This window comes from uncultured Methanobrevibacter sp. (genome assembly GCF_902788255.1).
Taxonomy (GTDB): Archaea; Methanobacteriota; Methanobacteria; order Methanobacteriales; family Methanobacteriaceae; genus Methanocatella.
Genome location: NZ_CADAJR010000007.1, coordinates 22386 through 41167 on the forward strand (window position 1 = coordinate 22386; position 18782 = coordinate 41167).

Annotated in this window: 23 protein-coding genes; 8 read left to right on the forward strand and 15 right to left on the reverse strand. The window is 34.3% G+C overall.

Annotation, left to right across the window (positions count from 1 at the left end; all coding sequences use genetic code 11):
- Nucleotides 1-27: 27 nt before the first annotated feature.
- Both QZV03_RS02755 and rnc read right to left on the reverse strand, forming a co-directional pair.
- Nucleotides 28-1494: a homoserine O-acetyltransferase gene (locus tag QZV03_RS02755; protein ID WP_296874183.1), complete on the reverse strand. Its 1467-nt coding sequence runs from the start codon at nucleotides 1492-1494 to the stop codon at nucleotides 28-30.
- Nucleotides 1495-2166, reverse strand: a complete 672-nt coding sequence (gene rnc, locus QZV03_RS02760) for a ribonuclease III (RefSeq protein ID WP_296874184.1) — start codon at nucleotides 2164-2166, stop codon at nucleotides 1495-1497.
- Nucleotides 2167-2326: 160 nt separating this feature from the next.
- Here rnc and QZV03_RS02765 point away from each other — a divergent pair, with 160 nt between their 5' ends.
- Entirely contained in the window at nucleotides 2327-2662 is a 336-nt protein-coding gene (locus tag QZV03_RS02765; RefSeq protein ID WP_296874185.1) for a hypothetical protein, read from the forward strand.
- On the opposite strand, the gene QZV03_RS02770 is transcribed toward QZV03_RS02765, so the two are convergent.
- From QZV03_RS02770 to QZV03_RS02785, 4 genes are all read right to left on the reverse strand, one after another.
- A complete protein-coding gene (locus QZV03_RS02770) occupies nucleotides 2659-3048 on the reverse strand; it encodes a hypothetical protein (RefSeq protein WP_296874186.1) in 390 nt (129 codons plus the stop codon). The genes QZV03_RS02765 and QZV03_RS02770 overlap by 4 nt on opposite strands.
- Before the next feature lie 5 nt (nucleotides 3049-3053).
- Complete coding sequence (locus QZV03_RS02775; RefSeq protein WP_296874187.1) at nucleotides 3054-3464, reverse strand: hypothetical protein; 411 nt, start codon at nucleotides 3462-3464, stop codon at nucleotides 3054-3056.
- A gap of 155 nt (nucleotides 3465-3619) precedes the next feature.
- Nucleotides 3620-3808 (reverse strand): 50S ribosomal protein L37e, encoded by a 189-nt coding sequence (locus tag QZV03_RS02780; protein WP_292804605.1) that lies wholly within the window; start codon nucleotides 3806-3808, stop codon nucleotides 3620-3622.
- Nucleotides 3809-3864: 56 nt separating this feature from the next.
- Nucleotides 3865-4095: an LSm family protein gene (locus tag QZV03_RS02785; protein WP_067042787.1), complete on the reverse strand. Its 231-nt coding sequence runs from the start codon at nucleotides 4093-4095 to the stop codon at nucleotides 3865-3867.
- 290 nt (nucleotides 4096-4385) lie between these two features.
- On the opposite strand from QZV03_RS02785, the gene QZV03_RS02790 reads away from it, so the two are divergent.
- The 3 genes from QZV03_RS02790 (at nucleotide 4386) to arfB (ending at nucleotide 6340) form a co-directional block, all read left to right on the forward strand.
- Nucleotides 4386-4892, forward strand: a complete 507-nt coding sequence (locus QZV03_RS02790) for a type II toxin-antitoxin system antitoxin SocA domain-containing protein (RefSeq protein WP_296874188.1) — start codon at nucleotides 4386-4388, stop codon at nucleotides 4890-4892.
- Between the two features lie 263 nt (nucleotides 4893-5155).
- Nucleotides 5156-5638, forward strand: a complete 483-nt coding sequence (locus tag QZV03_RS02795; RefSeq protein ID WP_296874189.1) for an RNA-binding protein — start codon at nucleotides 5156-5158, stop codon at nucleotides 5636-5638.
- Between the two features lie 9 nt (nucleotides 5639-5647).
- Entirely contained in the window at nucleotides 5648-6340 is a 693-nt protein-coding gene (gene arfB / locus QZV03_RS02800) for a 2-amino-5-formylamino-6-ribosylaminopyrimidin-4(3H)-one 5'-monophosphate deformylase (RefSeq protein WP_296874190.1), read from the forward strand.
- Between the two features lie 20 nt (nucleotides 6341-6360).
- Here the strand turns inward: arfB and QZV03_RS02805 are convergent, their stop codons facing one another.
- Nucleotides 6361-6801, reverse strand: coding sequence for a hypothetical protein (locus tag QZV03_RS02805; protein ID WP_296874191.1), 441 nt, complete (start codon nucleotides 6799-6801; stop codon nucleotides 6361-6363).
- A 66-nt stretch (nucleotides 6802-6867) separates the two neighbouring features.
- Between QZV03_RS02805 and QZV03_RS02810 the strand changes: the two genes are divergently transcribed.
- Entirely contained in the window at nucleotides 6868-7467 is a 600-nt protein-coding gene (locus tag QZV03_RS02810; RefSeq protein WP_296874192.1) for a YigZ family protein, read from the forward strand.
- Nucleotides 7468-7479: 12 nt separating this feature from the next.
- Here the strand turns inward: QZV03_RS02810 and QZV03_RS02815 are convergent, their stop codons facing one another.
- The 7 genes from QZV03_RS02815 to QZV03_RS02845 all read right to left on the reverse strand — a co-directional run bounded on the left by QZV03_RS02815 (nucleotide 7480) and on the right by QZV03_RS02845 (nucleotide 13344).
- On the reverse strand, nucleotides 7480-7590 hold the full coding sequence (locus QZV03_RS02815; protein ID WP_296874193.1) for a rubredoxin-like domain-containing protein: 111 nt from the start codon (nucleotides 7588-7590) through the stop codon (nucleotides 7480-7482).
- A gap of 11 nt (nucleotides 7591-7601) precedes the next feature.
- Nucleotides 7602-7721: a rubredoxin gene (locus QZV03_RS02820; RefSeq protein ID WP_296874194.1), complete on the reverse strand. Its 120-nt coding sequence runs from the start codon at nucleotides 7719-7721 to the stop codon at nucleotides 7602-7604.
- Nucleotides 7722-7784: 63 nt separating this feature from the next.
- Nucleotides 7785-7946 (reverse strand): rubredoxin, encoded by a 162-nt coding sequence (locus QZV03_RS02825; protein WP_296874195.1) that lies wholly within the window; start codon nucleotides 7944-7946, stop codon nucleotides 7785-7787.
- 18 nt (nucleotides 7947-7964) lie between these two features.
- On the reverse strand, nucleotides 7965-8552 hold the full coding sequence (locus tag QZV03_RS02830; RefSeq protein WP_296874226.1) for an acyltransferase: 588 nt from the start codon (nucleotides 8550-8552) through the stop codon (nucleotides 7965-7967).
- Nucleotides 8553-8972: 420 nt separating this feature from the next.
- A complete protein-coding gene (locus QZV03_RS02835) occupies nucleotides 8973-11126 on the reverse strand; it encodes a collagen binding domain-containing protein (protein WP_296874196.1) in 2154 nt (717 codons plus the stop codon).
- Between the two features lie 379 nt (nucleotides 11127-11505).
- Nucleotides 11506-12396: a hypothetical protein gene (locus QZV03_RS02840; protein ID WP_296874197.1), complete on the reverse strand. Its 891-nt coding sequence runs from the start codon at nucleotides 12394-12396 to the stop codon at nucleotides 11506-11508.
- Between the two features lie 87 nt (nucleotides 12397-12483).
- Nucleotides 12484-13344 (reverse strand): DUF1002 domain-containing protein, encoded by an 861-nt coding sequence (locus QZV03_RS02845; protein ID WP_296874198.1) that lies wholly within the window; start codon nucleotides 13342-13344, stop codon nucleotides 12484-12486.
- Nucleotides 13345-13593: 249 nt separating this feature from the next.
- Here QZV03_RS02845 and QZV03_RS02850 point away from each other — a divergent pair, with 249 nt between their 5' ends.
- The 3 genes from QZV03_RS02850 (at nucleotide 13594) to QZV03_RS02860 (ending at nucleotide 17966) form a co-directional block, all read left to right on the forward strand.
- Nucleotides 13594-14391 carry a DUF169 domain-containing protein gene (locus QZV03_RS02850; RefSeq protein ID WP_296874199.1) on the forward strand — a complete coding sequence of 266 codons (798 nt, stop codon included), beginning with the start codon at nucleotides 13594-13596 and terminating at the stop codon, nucleotides 14389-14391.
- A gap of 87 nt (nucleotides 14392-14478) precedes the next feature.
- Entirely contained in the window at nucleotides 14479-16164 is a 1686-nt protein-coding gene (locus QZV03_RS02855) for an ABC transporter ATP-binding protein (RefSeq protein ID WP_296874200.1), read from the forward strand.
- Nucleotides 16161-17966: an ABC transporter ATP-binding protein gene (locus QZV03_RS02860; RefSeq protein WP_296874201.1), complete on the forward strand. Its 1806-nt coding sequence runs from the start codon at nucleotides 16161-16163 to the stop codon at nucleotides 17964-17966. Before QZV03_RS02855 ends, QZV03_RS02860 begins: the two co-directional genes overlap by 4 nt.
- Here QZV03_RS02860 and QZV03_RS02865 read toward each other — a convergent pair.
- Nucleotides 17963-18757 carry a tetratricopeptide repeat protein gene (locus tag QZV03_RS02865; RefSeq protein ID WP_296874202.1) on the reverse strand — a complete coding sequence of 265 codons (795 nt, stop codon included), beginning with the start codon at nucleotides 18755-18757 and terminating at the stop codon, nucleotides 17963-17965. The genes QZV03_RS02860 and QZV03_RS02865 overlap by 4 nt on opposite strands.
- Between the last annotated feature and the right edge of the window lie 25 nt (nucleotides 18758-18782).

The window sequence follows — 18782 nt, forward strand, 5'->3', positions numbered from 1 at the left end:
ATAATCAAAAAATAGAATTTAAGTAATTTAACTTAATAAATTACTTATTTGGTCGGTTGTAATTAAACCGAGCACTTTCATATCCTCATCAACAACAGGAAGACAGGATATATCAAATTTCCTCATCATACGTGCTATATCTTCAATTGCATCATCGGCATGACAATACTTGACCGTTGTTGTCATGATGTCCTTTAACTGGTCTGCTCCCGTTGCAATTGATTTTGAAACATCCCAACTGGTAACAATACCAATAAGCTTATAATCACTAGTAACAACCGGAATATGAGTAACATGCTTATCCCACATCAATTTGGCTGCATCTTCAATGTTTGCATTTTCACGAATTGTTGCAATTTTTTCCATCATCAAATCTTCAACAATACTTTCAGACAGGAATTTAGACAACATATGATTTAATTGTCCTTTTTCAAGCAAAAATGCATCATGACCATAGTTGGATTTGACTTCAGAATATGAAACTTCAAGTTCATTCGCATTCAGAGAGTTGACAATCTCCATACTTTGCTCGGACGGATAAAGCCAATCTGAATCAACTGAAATCACATGAACTTTTGATTCAACACCCTTAAAACCATCAATTAATGAATTGTTTATTCTTAAATCGAACAGATCGACCGCCTTTGTAATAAATAAATAACTGTTAGCATCAAAACGTTTGACAAATGTTTCACCCTGATGTTTCAGGTAGCTTTCAATCTGGAAATCAATTGAAAAGTCATAGCTTATTTCCTCCTTGTCCTGAAGACCTCTTCCAAACTTGATATCCATAGATTCATCGCTTAGATAAGTAATGTGAGCAATCATACGGGCAAGAGACAATCCGTTACCTGGAAGCTTGCCGGTTTCATAATAGTTTCCGCCATTCCAGTTCGGATCTGAAAATATTGCCTGACGGCCAACATCATTAAAAGCAATCTGCTGAGGGGAAGACATAGCGGTTGTGGCAATTGGAATTGCCTTTTTCATCATTTCAGGATAGGATACCATCCATTCTAGAACCTGCATTCCACCCATTGATCCACCAATTACAGCCATCAGTTGGCTGATTTCAAAATGGTCGATGAGTTTCTTTTGAACACGAACCATATCCCCTATAGTAATTACAGGGAAATTGAGTGCATATGGCTTTCCAGTCTTTGGATCTATTGAACTTGGGCCGGTTGTTCCCTTACAACCACCTAATACATTCGAACATATGATGAAATACTTTTCTGTGTCCAATGCCTTGCCTGGACCGATTACTATTTCCCACCAACCTGGTTTTTTATCACCTTTATGCCAACCTGCTGCGTGTGCATCACCAGTTAAAGCATGACAAACCAATATGGCATTAGATTTTTCCTTGTTAAGTTCACCATAGGTTTCATAAGCTACGGTAACCTCTTCTAAAACCTTACCACTATCCAATTCAATAGGTTCATCAATTTGGAGATATTGAGTTTCAACGTTTCCAACAGATTCTTTGTTCATTTACTTCCTCCCAATCCTCATTTTGCGTATTGCACCTTTTGAAGATGATTGTTCAGCTTCTTTTTTATTTTTACCTCTTCCAACACCCATTTCCTTACCATTTACCATACATGCCATAATAAATGTCTTGTCATGGGGAACTCCGTATTCTTTCAATATTTTATATTCTATAACTAATCCTTCCATGTCCGCATATTCTTTTAATTGGGACTTGTAGTCTTCAAAAAAGACTCTTTTTTGGTCAATATACTTAATTATCCATTCGGAAATGAATTTTTTTGCAAAATCCAAACCTTTATCAAGAAATATTGCTCCTAAAAAGGATTCAAATATGTCTGCGGTTATTGAAATTACTTCATTTTTAGTTAAGTTTGATTCCTCAACTGAAATTTTGAGATAATCCCCTAATTTTAACTTTTGGGAATAATATATCAAAGCATTTTGGCAAACAAAATTTGATCGGATTTTTGTCAACTCACCTTCTTCATATTGAGGATATTTTTTATATAGATATTCAGAGACTATAAGACTTAAAACTGAATCTCCCAAATACTCTAATCTCTCATAGTTATAATCTAAATTGTTTTTAGTCGCATATGAAGAGTGGGTAAATGCTATATCATATAAATGTTCATTTTTAGTTTCAATATTAAATTTTTCAAATAAATCCATATTAATGCCCAGTCAAATTAATATTATTATTAGTTATGAAATTAAACTTATATATAAGTATATATAACTATAGTTATATATATTGATTACCAAATGCTCTCTCGCACTTGCCATTTATATATGGAATACCAAAATTAAATTAAAAAAGGATTTGGTAAATATGATATTAAATTGGCAAGAAGAAATAACTAAAATAGACCCTGACATAAAATTCAGAGCACAAGGCGGATGGTTAAAAACCGTAGACCAACTCGACAAAAGTGTCAAAAATGGATATTCCCTTGTTGGAGATTTCGTACAAGCTGGAAACTTCGAAGAAGAATACAGTGAAGGAATTTATCTTGACTGCAACAAGGAAGGAACCACCAAAAAGCCACAGCTAGACTACAGATTATTCCGTTTTAAAGATGGAAAAGTACGATTACTTGATATGGTAATCGACGGCAAACAAGGCTGGGCAGTTGACCTATGGGATGCCTTAGAAGGGGAAATCTAACTGTCTGAGATTTCATCCCTGAACCTGAACCTTGAAAATCCAGTTAACTGAACATCCATTATGGATTCAGGACAGATCGGTTCCTGCAAAAGAATTATTTTATGGTCCAGATTTTGAGGAAGCGCTTTACCCTTACCATCAACTATTCCCCTGAAACTAACATTGAACTCACCTGTATCGGATATGTTCATGGTTAACTTTTCACTGGAAAGCATATCCTCAAAAAAGTCCTCAACATCCATTATTTCAAAAACAGGTGCAAGATAACTTACAGCCATCAACCCATTTTTGTTTTCACGTATTTTTACCCTTCTTTGATCTAATTCGATACTTTCTTTTGAATTTTTTGTAATAGTAATCTTATTTGAAAAATCTTGGGAAAACATGTTATCTAACCGATATGGCAAAATTCACAGCATGCACAGGTTGGAGCAAAATATGAATCATCAGGTTCCACAATCGCCTTTTGGGCAAACAATGTGATATTGAATTTAGGTTCATATTCTTCGCTTACTTCTTTGGTCATTGGAGATAATCCTCTGTAATATACCGGCCTGTATCCAGTCTGTGAAATGTCAAAGTAGAATTTTTCACCTGTGGCAAATTTATTGAAGTACTCTTCAAGTGCCAAAGCCTGTTTAGGAGAAATTGAAAAGGTAAATCCCATTGTATCATCACTTCTTTGCCTGATTCCTGCGTTGGAAATATCCACAGCAAGTATATCATCGTTTCCCCTTACAAAAACAACACAGTTTTCCAAATCGACATCGTTTTCACGAGCTACATCCTTTAATTCTGTCATAATGTGTCACCTAAAATATTTAGTCATACCTAAATTAATATAACAAACAATAATTAATAAAGTTATCTAAAAAAAGTAGTATTTAAATTAAGTAGTAATTGAAAAAAAAGTATTTTGAAGAAGATTATCGAAATAATCTTCATGAATCAACCAACTTATACTAATCTTTGTCTAGTAGTTGGTTTTTTGTTTTGCCAGCTGTATCTCCTGAGTTTTTTGGATTTACCAAATCCACATGAAGCACAGACTTTTTTACGTATATGGTAAGTGTTTTTACCACATCTTCTACATCTGATATGGGTCTTTTTATTCTTTTTACCCATTGATGGAGTTCCCTTTGACATTGATACACCTCCTTAAGCTATCGTAAAAATATAATTAGAAAAGTATTGAATAATACTTATGGTGAAATATAAACAATATTGTCCCCTCTAATGAGCACAACACCGAGTCTTCTTGTTACTTCTCCGTCTTGTAACTCTTCTGCATCATTAAGAACTAAATTCATGTGTAAATCAAAGCTCTTAAGTATACCTCTAAATTCACGATCTCCTTTGAGTTTTATTAACACAGGAGCATCCACAGATTTTCCTAATGCGTCAAGTGGTCTTTGAACATTTTGTCCGCTCATTATATCACCTTATATTATTACAAATTTTAGTTTTTTAATATGAATTGAGTTTAACACTCATTATTAGACATAATATAATCAAGTTAAGATAAGACAAAACCTAATTAAAACTAATACTATTAAATATAACTAACCTACTATATAAAGGTTACCTTATTTTAGGCGAAAATAATCAAAAAATAGCAAAGACAATAAATTTTAATATCATATTGATTACCAAATGCTCTCCCACGCTCCATAATATATAAGAGATACAGAGTTAAGTTCACACAACCATCACAGGCACAACCATGAATTTCAACCGCACCAAATATATTGATTTAATAATGTATGTATTGTCCCAATGTTCCTATAAACCCAATTTTGGAAAGACAGTGCTCTGCAGCATCATGTACTTTATTGATTTTGGATATTATGAACTTTACGGTGAGCTATTAACAAATGAGACATACATCAAATCAAAAAGGGGAATAAAACCGAAACACTTTAGTGAGGTAAGCCAGGATCTGATTTCAAAAAATCAGCTGTTTTTAAAAAAAGAGGCATACTATTCCAGAACAATACACAGATATTATCCTACAATAATTCCCACACACAGATTCAGTCAAAAGGAACTAAACGTGATAAACCAAATAATAAAAAATCTAAGCAACAACAATGCAAGCAGCATAACAAAATATGTAATTCATGACCCACCGATAATCATCGCAGATTTTGGTGACGACATCGACTTCAGATATGTATTTTCAAGAAACAGCAAGTATTCATTGATGAGTGAGAGATTTCTACTTCAGTAGTGTGTTGACCACATTTCTTGTGGAACACAAGAAATGCAGATTATACAACACGCACCTCAATATCAATTAAATATATAACATGGGGAGAATACTACCCCACACCCCAAATCATACAATTAATTATCTTTATTTATCAATATAAATAATTTTCCGCATGCAATTACTTACTTGCATTGAAAAAAAGACAAAAATTAATCTCCTATAAACAAACTTTATTTATTGAAAAAACATATTAATAATCATAAAACAAACTTTGGGATAACATGGCAATAAAAGTTAAAAAAAGAAATTTCCTTAAAAAAAAGAAAATTAAAGAGATAAAACAAGAATTAGGCGAATATGGAGAATTACTTCAAGGCAAAAAGAATGTGGAGATACTTGAAGCTGAACCTAATTCATTCATTTTAGTAGATGGAGAACCATACATCATAATTATCGATGACAAACCATTCCCTACACTCAAAGCAGCACTGAAAACTGACATAGAATCAAAGACAGTTACTGTAGACATGGGCGCTATCAGATTTGTAAGCAATGGTGCAGACATCATGAGTCCCGGAATTGTAGCTGCTTCAGAAGGAATTGAAAGCGGAGACATTGTACTTATTATAGATGAAACCCATGGAAAACCACTGGCAATTGGAATAAGTTTGATTAGTGGTGAGGAAATGGTGGCAAATGATTCCGGAAAAGCTGTTGAAACCAAACACTATGTCGGTGACGACATCTGGAACTTTGAAATCTAGGGTGGCAATATGGCTGAACTAAGATACAGAGCGGGCAATATCAGAGACCCTGGAGTTCACAAGGTCGGAATAATAGCACTCGGATCACATCTGGAAAACCACGGCCCTGCACTGCCAATCGATACCGATGCAAAAATCGGAGCGCACATCGCTTTTCAATCATCCCTCCTGACCGGTGCCAAGTTTTTGGGAATAATATTTCCAGCATATGAACTGGACACAATCGACCATGGCGTGCATGTTTCCCTTGAAACATTAAAGGAAAATGTCATAAGCACCCTAAACCAGGCAAAGAAATTTCTGGATATTGAAAAAGTCGTGATTGTCAATGCTCACGGAGGAAACATTCCCCTGATGGCCGAGTTATGGGACATTGAAGATAAGACTGGACTGTCAATTACATTCAACAACAAGGTGATCTCTTCTGAAGGTCCTCACGGCGGAAGCGGAGAACTGTCAATGGCAAAGGTACTGGGCATTGTAAATGATGATGAGGTTGTCAATCAGGCCGATGTCAACAAATATGAGGAAGTTGGTCTGCATGGATTCAAGCAAGCACGTGAAGATGACCCAAACATCGAAGAGGGCGCAATTGACGTTGAAGAAAATGGCGTCTACGTAGATGAAGATTACGGAAACAGACTGTTCAGTTTAGCAATCAACTCTGTAATATTCGATGTTGAAAAATTATTAGATTTCTAAAAAAAAGAAAAAAAAGAGAATTAATTATCGGAACTAGATGAATCTTTCCCTGATGAACCACCACCAGATGAACCACCACCAGACGAATCACCACCAGATGAACCACCTTCAGAAGAACTGCCACCATCCTCTTGAGAACTTCCTCCAGAAGAACTGCCTCCACTGGAAGAACCCTCACTAGAATGGGAACTGTCATCAGTTGACTTATCCACTGTGGTTTCTACATGTGAGGAATCATCACTTGAAGAATCATCCTTAGAATAATCACTGTAATCATTATAGTTGTAATTATTTGAAGAATCCTGCTGCACTGAAAGATTATCAAATAAACTAGCATTTGAATCCGTATTATTAGGTAAAATTGAAATTGGTCCTGTCATGGATGCAAAAACACTAGCAAAACAGAATGCAAGGACTGCAATTATAAAAATTACCAAAACTGTAGCTGATCTACTTGACAAATTAAACACCTCACAAAATTAACTAAACTTAATATGTTTGATTATATATATAAATATATTGATACCATGAAAACAATTAAAAAACCGGTTCAGATTGAAATAAACATCAAAAAATCCCAATTCATATGTTCTCTTTACCCAACCAAAAACAAAGCGGAGTCAAAGGAAATCATTAATGAATTGAATCAGAAATACAATGATGCAACTCACAACTGCACCGCATATATTGTAGGGGACGGAGAAGGCTTTGATGATGATGGGGAACCTGGAGGAACCGCAGGAAAACCAATGATTAATGTTTTAAGGAAAAAAGAACTTCACAACATAACCGCAATCGTTACCAGATACTTCGGAGGAATAAAACTTGGTGCCGGAGGGCTTGTAAGGGCATATTCCAAATCAGTAATGGAAGCTGTTGGCCAGGCGGAAATCGTTGAAATTGAAGAGTATGATGTCTATAAGATTACCTTCGAATATTCTGACATAAAACTAGTGGATACAGAAGTCAGAAACAATCAGCTTGAAGCAATCGATAAGGAATATTCGGATAAGGTATCCTATCAAGTAGTTTCAAAGGACAACAGGAATATAGAAAAAATATTTGAAAAATATTCCGGTAAAATAAGTGTAATTTTTGAAAATAAACAGTTTTTAGAAAAAATTTAAAAAGAAGAACATTCATTGTTCTTCAAAATTAGCTGCAGGTACACCGCAAACAGGGCATACGTAATCTTCTGGTAATTCGTCTTCATCTAAAACGAATCCACAAACTTTACAAACAAAAGCCATGTTAAACAACCCTATTCGATTTTTTCAAACATGTCAGCAGTTGCACCGCACATAGGACATTTGTAATCTTCTGGAAGTTCTTCAAACTCATCGGTTACAAAACCACATAATTTACATTTAAATTTTGCCATTATTAACAATCTCCTTAAAAATTTTAATTATAATAATACTATATAAGTTAGTAATATATAAAACTAATCAATTTTTTCAAACATAGCCTTTGCCATTCTGCATTTAGGACATTTAAATGAAGCAGGCAGTTCATCAAATTTTGTTCCTGATGGAATGTTTAATCCCTCTTCAATGTCATCTTCATCAAAAATATATCCACAAATTTTACATTTATATTTAGCCATAATTAATCTCCATTGGTATTAGAATCTATTAGGAACTTTCAAGTGGTCTGGAAGTGGTTTAATACGAGCAGGTGTTCCAATTGCCAAATAGAATGGTGGAACTGAATGGATCACAATAGCTCCAGCAGCAACAATTGAACCCTCACCAACTTCAACATTGGATAAAAATGTAGTGTTACCTCCTATTGAAGCTCCACGTCTAACCTTTGGTCCCTGAAGTTCATAGTTGATTCTAACAGGATATTTATCATTTGTAAAACAAGCACAAGGTCCGATAAATACATTATCTTCAATTACGGAATTGGTCGGAATGTATACATTGGATTGTATACTGACATCATTTCCTATAATAACATCCCCTTCGATAACGGTATTGGTTCCTATTAAAACATCGTCTCCAATATTTGTATTTTCACGGATAACAACATTGTGTCCGGTTCTGAAATTGTCTCCAATGACTACATCATTGTAGATAATTGAATTTGAACGTATAGTATAGTTATTACCAATTACCGGAGGTTTTGAATTTGGTGAATATTCGACACCGAACTGGATATTTTGATCTTTTGGAAAGTTCAATTCCGGTTTTGAATAATCTGGCTGGATAGATTCCCTTTCAATTTTAGGTCTTTCATAGATAATCTGTTCAGGTTCAGCATTTTGTGGCTGAGTATAGAAATTATCCTCCTGATAAACGGGTCTCTGAACTGGAGTTGGTCTAGGAGGTTGAGAATACATCCTATCATCTCTAGGCCTTGGAGCAACACGAGGTTCTTCAGGTACATAATACTGATTACTTGCAGGTTGCTCATAAGGTTTTCCTCGATTCTTTGATTGTTTATCATCAAGAGTTTGTGAAAATCTAACCATAATATCAAACCTTCAGTTAATTAAATTTAATTTGTTAATGAGTTTATTTATGTAATTAATTAGTATATATACTAAATGGTAAAAAAATGAAGAATGTTAAAAAAAATGATTAAAAAAAATAAAGAAAAGATATTCTTAAAAATTTTTTAAAGAATATCAAGCTTCAATTATCACAGTTAAATACTCGATTGAAGTAGACAAAATGCTGGTTTCATCAGTCACATTTCTACCTATATCTGAAACCATCATTGAAGATGAAGTTTCACAAGACCCTCCATTATAATTAAGAGGAAGTGCATCAGCTCCAAAGGAAGAATTTACTAAAAGCAAATCTTCATTTGAAGAAACGTTATTCAAAGCATTTTCTGCAATTACAGGCTGCATTTGGATAGCCTTGAGAATATTTGCATCATTACTGGATGAACTTGCTGTTTGAACGGCAACCTTGGTTTCGGATGGAGAGCCTGCCGCATTACCTTTAGTTATAAACTTCCAGTTTTTAGTACATGCCTCCTTATTATCCCCACCAGCGAGGAACTTGGCAACCATTTCTTTAGCAGTGCTTGCATACATGAATGGTATTGCATGGTCTGTTAAATAATCTGCAGGATGGGACAATCCGGTGAAATCTTCATCGGAAAAACCGTCATCCCATGCACGAGGCAACCATTCATAATATTTTCCTCCTTTTCTAATATCTCCAGCAGGAGGCAAAAATCCTACAACGGTACGGGATCCATGATTGACCAACGGTTTTCTGAACCAGTCATTATTGGCAGTTTCCTTTAGGGTACTTGCACATGCCCCACCATAAATAGTGAACCATATACCATTTTTAACGGTATCCCTTAGTTCATAGTGAGACCATGCTCCAACACCACAGATTTTTGTTTGAAAACCCGCTTTTCTCAGGAGACTTGCAATTTCATTCAGCACCTTCATGTCATGAGCATATCCGTGAATAAGATCTGAGTTCAAATATACAATATTCTTTTTGGTACCATAAGGATTGATTGATTTTGAGTTGATTGTAACTTTTTTAGTCAATTTGGAAGCCTTATAAAACGAATTGCCGGAAAAAGTATATGATACCTTATAAACCCCTACTTTAAGACTAGGTAATGTAAGGGAAGCATAACCGTTGTTATTAGTGGTCTTGGAATATTTCTTTCCATTGATTGTGAATTTTATTACCTTTCCTTTACTCGGAGCGTATCCGAATATATTAAGTAATCTAACTTTTATGACTTTAGATGTTGTATACTTTGAAAAAGTAAAATCACTGGAAGTTAATGAAGAAGCCACCTTTCTATATACTTTAATGGTATTGGTAAGTCTGAATCCATCAACATTATAAGAATATATTTTATAAGTACCTTTTTTTAAATTTATTAAAGATAAAGAAGCTACACCATTCTTATTGGTTTTCACTTTATATGTTTTACCATTGACTCTGAATTTTATGTATTTATAGGCTAAAGCCTTACCGTTGCTTTTATAGAATTTTGCAGAGAATTTTCTGCTGTCAGTATATACCTTCTTAATATTGCTTGCAGTAACAGTCGGCAATATCTTAAAGGTAGTTGTTAACTGATAACCTGTGTCCGGATTAATGGCTATAACCTTATATGTTCCGGGTTTAAGGTTGACCTCAAGAGAAGCCACACCCTTTGCATTTGTCTTGACCTGGTATGTTTTACCATTTACTTTAATTTTTACCTCAGTGTTAGCTAAGGCAGTGCCGTTAACCGTATAAAAGGTAGCTGTATATTTTGTACTTCCTTTATAGTATTTAACTATATCTTTAGCCTGTATTGAAGGCAGTATAGTGATTTTTGTGGATAAGTTTGATGAAATATAATTTTCATCTCCTGCAAATGATGCAGTGACCGAATATTGGCCAGGATTTAATGAGAGATCAATCCTAGCAACACCGTCATTGTCCGTAACGACAGTGTAATCCCTATTATTGATTACAATATCTATTGTCTTATTGGCTAGGGAACAGTTACCATCCTCATCAATTAAAATAACATAATAAGAATCCTTATAATAAATCGTGTCCTTCGGATTAATTATTTCTGTAGGATGTTTACTTGAAATACTATCCACCACTATAGTATCTTCAACTGTTGATATATTATTATCATTTGATACATCCCCATCAACTGCAACCGGCATATCAGCTTCATCGCCAATTACGTTTGCATCCAATGTTTCAGTACCATTTACATCACTTGCATAAATTGCTCCTGCTGAAAATATTGCAACCAAAAGCAATGCAAATGCAAGCAATAATTGTTTGTTCAAAATATTATACCTCCTACAAGTTTGCATCATATCATAACAAACTTTTATTTTAATATACTGATAATAGTATATAAACCTTTTTATTTGCTAAATCTTATTAAAAAACCTTAATTTCAAAAAATAAGTATGAAAAAACATTAAAAATTAATATAAATAAATTGAATATTTAAATAATGCTATGAAAAACTATTATCAAATTAAATCAAGATTGGTCGGATGAAATAAAACTATAGAAAATTACCATTATTACAATCTTTTTATATTAAGATAAAAAAAGTACAAGAAGTTTAAATTAATTTTAAAAAATAATTTGAAAGTTAATAAAAAAAATTATACTATAAAATGATTTTTCAATCAAATTACAGTATTTACAAACTAATTACAAAATTATTAAAAACATCATCAAAACAACCAGAAACAAAATTGCCAGATTAGCCCACCATGGATTATTTTCAGGCAAATCAACATGAGTCATGTTTGTTTTTGTTGAATTTGAATCTGTCACATTTCCAAATATAGGACTAAAACTACCTAAAACTGGCAGATAATTATAGAATATGGATGATGTCGCATTACCACTGAATCCACAACCCTCAAGACAACAAGCTAAAACGGCCCAATCGGGTGTGAAATTCGCAAAACTCTGATTTTCATCCCATGTGAAATTTGCACTAACATTACCGAAATTGTTGAGATAATAGATTATCATGAATTTGAGGTATTCTGTTTCGTTTTCGGTTAGGTTATAATCCCCAAATGTGGATATTATTGAATCAAATATTTTCAGGTAGGTTTCATAGCCTTCCGCACTACTGTTTAGAGTATAGTTTGACTGATTTAAGAGAAATACTTGATATTCACTCATGAAATGTTCGGATTCAGTCCAGTTAAAGTATGAATAGTTTCCATATTGAATCAAGTAGGACTTAATTTTGAAATCCAAATAGTCAAAATCAGTGTAGTTGCCATCATCTAAATCATCATCCCAATCATCATCAGATTCATTATACAAATCATCATCAGACTCATCATCCTCAAAGTCCTCATCATCTAAATCATCATCAGACTCATCATCCTCAAAGTCCTCATCATCTAAATCATCATCAGACTCATCATCCAGATTGTCTTCCAATTCCTCATCCAAATCGAAATCATCATCTGAATTGTCATCTGATACGAAATTTGAATCATCAGCTGCTGAAATTGATCCTACACTTACAACCAGAAGTATTAAAATTATTAAAATTTTTATAATATTAAGATGTTTCAATATTTCCACCTCAATATCATAATATATATTTAACATTATATAAATACCCTAAAGTATTTACTTTAAAAAAAAAGAAATTAATGGAAATTAGTTCCCATTAAAGAATGCTTTAATCCAGTCAAATAATGAATCAAGTGAAAAACCGCCAGTGGAATTTCCATTATTTAGAAATTCACCTACTTGATCTTTATAGTGGTTTACATCACCCTGCACATTTTGCACTTGTTGAATTGTATTTGCCAGATTTTCAATATCCACATTTGTAATGTTGATATTGTTGTTTTGAACATAGTTATTGATAATGTTCACAATAGTTCCATGATCTGTAACGTTACCTTTTGACACTTCCTGTTTAACATCGTCAACCAGTTTTGATAATTTGTCCGCATCCACACCTGAGTTTTCAACAATTTCGGCTTGTGTGTAGATTTCATCGTTTGCAGCTTCTTTTACAGTTTCCGGAATTTTAACATCAGTAACTTCTTCATAAGAATTCATTATTCCTGCAAGAGCAGATTCTCCTGTAGCGGAAACAGGACTGGTTACGTAAACGTGTCCACTGGTTATACCTGCTGATTTCAATGCTGAAATGTACATGTTACCAGTGATTGTTGTGATTTTGGATTTGTCCACACTCACTTCAAGATTGTCATTATCTTTTAAATCGAGGAATGCAGATGATAATATTTGATTTGATGAATAGGATTTACCTGTAATACCACTGGATACTTGATTTACTTGATCAGCAGTGATTACTTTTGAATTCACATTGTTTAAATCAACATTTGCTTGATTTACAAAGAATGCATCAACAACAGATTTATAATCGTTGTTTGCATATGTAGTTTCACCATATGTTATTACAAGATTGGAATCGGCTGCAAATCCGGTTGGAAGCAATAATCCAACAAGGAGTATAGCCAATATTGGTATAGTAATTCTTTTCATTATCTTCACCTCACTATAATTCCTATCTTAAATTAGCGGAAGTAGTATATAAATGTTATAGTTTTTTGTACATATTTTAGTGAATGTTAAGTTTGAAAAAGCATTGTAAAAAATAAACAAACATGTAACAACATATTCTAAAATTTGTTCATTCGTTCGGTTTTTTGAAATGAAAAAATATCCTACTCGCAAAAAACATACAATATTATATAAAACAAAAATCAAAATACAACTAATGAGGTTGTTAATATGAAAAGTAATATATCAGAAGAACTAAACATGAAATTTCCACCAATAGTATTGCTCAAAAGTGACAATAAACCTGAAAATGCAGTCGGACCGAAAAATAATGGAGGATGTGCAATGAGTTTTGTTGCACAAACCATTGCAAAAAGAAAAACCACCTACTTCGGACGTGAAAACATTACCTGCGGAGGAGTTTCAGTAGGATTCGGATGGGGATCAGGACTTCCTACAGAAGATGCAGTTGATTTTCAGGCAGCATTTTTGTCAAATGGTCTTGACTCAGCAGTTGACAAGGAAAACTATCAAAAGAGATTGGAAAATATGCCAAAACCATCACGAGAAATGTTTACCCATGGAGAGAGAATCTACTGTGATTTTGAAACTGCCAAGACATGCATAAAAAATCGTCCAATATATGATGAGGGACAATACGTCATATTCAAGGGATTGGAAAACTTGGAGGAAGGTGAAATTCCAGAATCAGTGATCTTTACCGTGAATCCTATTGAACTGACAGTTTTAATGCAGATTAATTCATCATTCAGGCTTGAAGGCAACTACATCTTAACACCACAGGCTTCATCATGTCAGGCAATTGGATGCTTTACATTCCAGCAGACCGAAAGTGACAATCCGAAACCTGTTTTAAGTCCAATTGACTTTGCAGGACGCAGTAAAATGAAACACTTCATCCCAAATGATTATCTGACATTGTCCATGCCATGGGAATTATTCCTAAAACTGGAAGAGTTAAGCGAAACAAGCGTTTTAAAAACAGATTTGTGGAAGGAATTCATTTAAATATTTGCTTTCAAATTCTTGAAAAAATATAATTATAATGATCAATAGAATATATTAAGAATATTTATGAAAAAATTATTAAAACCTATGAAAAATAAGATTCACTTAATCTTATTTATTTTCATTTTCCTATTAATTCAAGTTTACTGTGATTTAACTTTACCACAATACACCGCGTATATTGTAAATATCGGGATACAAAATACTGATTTTCAGTTTATTATAGATACCGGTATGATGATGCTTTTAATGGTTGCAATCTCTGCTTTGGCCACAGTTGGTGTCAGCTATTTTTCAAGCAGAGTATCATCAGGTTATGCAAAGGACTTGAGGAAAATAATCTACAGAAAGGTTTTAAAATTTTCCAATCATGAACTGAATGACATTTCCAGGTCCTCATTGATTACAAGAACAACCAATGATGTAAATCAGCTCCAGAACGTTTTGGGAATGATTTTTACAACACTGATTTTTGCACCTCTCTTGGGTATCGGCAGCATAATAAAAGTTTTCGAGCTTGAAACCGATTTAACATGGATTATTATTGTCAATTTCATTGCGGTGATATTGCTTTTGATTATAGTTATCATACGTGTACTCCCATACTTTAAAATCACACAGGAAATTCTTGACAGAATGAACCGGACTGCAAGGGAAATCCTGATGGGAATACCAGTTATCAAAGCTTTTGTTCGTCAGGATTATGAGGAAAACAAATTCCAGAAAGTGAACAAGGAATTCTATGACGTGAACATCTATGTATTCAAAAACATGCTGGTTATGCTTCCGTTAATGACACTGATAATGAACATGATGGTCGTTTTAATCCTATACTTTGGTGCATATGATGCCATAAGTGGAGGACTCCTTACCGGAGACATCATTGCATTTATCCAATATTCAACCCAGATTATTACCTCATTTTTGATGATTGGAGGATTTTTCATTATGCTTCCAAGAGTGCTTGTTTCAGGAAGACGTGTGAGTGAAGTTTTAAACACCGAAATTACAATAAAAGACGGTGAAATTACAGAAATTTCACAAAATCCTACAATTGAATTTAAAAACGTCTGCTACAAATATCCCGGAAGTGAAAAGGAAACACTAAAAAATATAAATTTTACATTAAAACCCGGAAAAACCACTGCAATCATTGGCGGAACAGGAAGCGGCAAGTCCACAATATTAAACCTGATCCCACGCCTTCATGACCCGACAAGTGGTGAAATCCTCATTGACGGATTAAACATTAAAAATTTTAAATTACAACAATTAAGGGACAAAATAAGTTTTACTCCTCAAAAGGCCATTCTTTTCCAAGGAGATGTCAAATCCAACATGAGAATTGGAAAAGCTGATGCAAGTGAAGATGAAATTTCCAAGGCACTGGAACTTGCCCAGGTTGATTTCATTGAAAATCTCTCAGAAGAAGTCACACAAGGAGGGTCAAACTTTTCAGGCGGTCAAAAACAGCGCCTATCAATAGCAAGGGCAATAATTGACCATCATGAATTTTATTTATTCGATGACTGCTTTTCAGCCCTTGACATGAATACAGAAAGAAAGATTAAAAACAATCTCAAGGATTTGAAGGCCTCCTCAATACTCATTGTTTCTCAAAGGATTTCGACAATAATGGATGCCGATGAGATATTGGTAATCGACAATGGCGAAATCGTTGATAGGGGAAATCATGAAAGCCTGATTGAAAGTTCCGACATCTACCGTGAAATCGTAAACATCCAGGTCGACAACATGGAGGCATTATCATGAGCCCAAGACCTCTTAGAAGAAAGCCTCCTGAAAAGCCTGTAGACAACAGAAAGGCAATCAAAAACATTTTAAGCCTTTTAAATGACCATAAATGGAAACTTATATTGACAATACTATTTACCGTAATATCCACGGCATTTACTATTATAGCACCTCTTCTCATTGGTCAGGCAACAACTATAATATTTGATGGAATAAACAACATTATCCATAACACAGGCACAATTGACATCAGCACATTGTTTTACCTTTTGGAAATCGTTACAGTATTATATCTTGTAAGTTCTGTATTTTCATACCTGCAGAGTTTATTTTTGATTGAAGTGACCACCAAAATCAGTTATGACTTAAGGGAAAGATTAATTGAAAAGATATTACACCTTCCAATGGACAAGGTTGAGGAAAACAAAAGGGGAGATATCCTTTCAAGGGTCACAAACGATGTCGATTCCCTGCAGAATGGTATTACACAGTCATTCATCCAATTGTCAACTGCAATAATTACTTTAATCGGAGTATTCATAATGATGCTGACAATCAATGTCTGGATGACACTTACTACAATTATCCTGGTCCCGATTGCATTCATATTAATCCATTTAATGACAAAGTATTCACAAAAGTACTTCCTCAAACAGCTGACCTTTAAAGGTTCGCTAAACGGTCAAATCGAGGAAACATTCACCGGCCACGACATTATCCGTGCATTCAACCAGGAAGAAATATCCCTGGAGAAATTTGAAAGCGACAATGAAAACTGGTTTACCCATGAATGGAAATCACAGTTTTATTCAAGTCTGAACGGTCCTTTGATGAACTTCATATCCAATTTCACATATGTTGTGGTTGCGGTTTTGGGTGCTGTCTTTGTGCTTCAAAGAGCAATAATGGTCGGAGATATTTTAGCATTTTTCCAATACACCCAAAGCTTTACAAGACCTATACAACAAATAACCCGTATAATGAATCAGATCCAAACCGCCATGGCTGCAAGCGAACGTATCTTTGAATTTTTGGATTATGAAGATGAGCAAAACCCATCCGATAGACAAATCAATACCTTGAAAGAAGGCATCACATTTGAAAATGTCAGCTTTTCATACACACCAAATGAAAAAATAATTAAAAACCTATCATTTGATGTTAAAAAAGGTGAAAAGATAGCAATAATCGGTGAAACCGGAGCCGGTAAGACCACCATCGTAAAATTGCTCATGAGATTTTATGACATAACTGACGGATCAATCAGGATTGACGGCATAGATATAGATGAATATGACAAAAACAGTCTGAGGTCTCTAATAGGCATGGTATTGCAGGATTCATGGCTCTTTTCAGATACAATATCAAATAATATCCGCTACGGAAACCTTGATGCAACCGATTCAGAAATTGCTGATGCTGCCGGCAAGGTATATGCGGACAAATTCATCCACCAGCATTCCGATGGATACGAAAGTGTCCTGAACGAGGATTCGGACAACATATCCCATGGACAAAAGCAACTATTGACTATAGCCCGTACAATACTGTCAAAAAAAGAAGTACTTATTCTGGATGAAGCAACATCAAGTGTTGATACCAGAACAGAAAAATTGATTCAAAAGGCAATGGATAAGCTGATGGAAGGAAAAACAAGTTTCATTATAGCCCACAGGCTTTCAACAATCCGGAATGCAGACAAGATTATTGTAATTGAAAATGGTGAAATAATAGAGCAAGGAACCCACGAGGAATTGCTTGCCCTTAAGGGTTATTACTACACTACTTTGAAAACACAGCTAAAGGAAAAAATTGCCTAAATCTTTTCAAAGCATTCGTCCATCAATTTTTGGGACTCATCACCAAGAGAACCGACCTCATCTGCTTTTCTAAATGAATTGTAGGCTTCCTTAAAATCATCCAATGCATAATATGCCAGTCCCTTACCTTCAAATGCCTCAAATGATCCCTCATTCTTTTCAAGCACTTTATCATAAACATCTATTGCATCTTCATAGTCTCCGTTAAGCCTGTTTGCATGTGCAATACCGATATAAGAATCAATATCTTCTTCAATGGCCAGGGAATTGATAAACTCTTCAATAGCGGCACCATATTTTTCAAGATTAATTAGTGCACAACCTTTAAGATAATATGCTTTCTTATTAGATCGGTTAACATCAATAGCCTTGTTACAAAGTTCTACAACTCTCAAGTTTGCTCTTGATGCATCTACAAAATCACCATCATTTATTCTGTCAAATCTTCTTTTTGCCCTTCTGACATAGTCCTCATCCCTATTGAGAGCAACTTTAAGGTCTCTAGAAGATTTTCTAATTGATTCCGGCAACTCATCCTCATCAATGATTTCTGATTTTAACTGTGACATCTCATCAACCACATCCGAAATATGATTTAAAGTGGATTCACCGAATTCCCCCAAAGCCTCTTCATTTAATCCTTTTGCATCTAACTCTCTTAAAACATCTTTACCCTCATCTTTTAAAAAATCAATGCCGTCAGAAATTTGTTGAAGTAAATTAGATTCAAAAACTGCTTTGTCACCTTTACGTCTGTTAACTTTAATATCTTCTTCCTTTGTTTCTTTCATTATCTCACCCAAACATACTTAATAA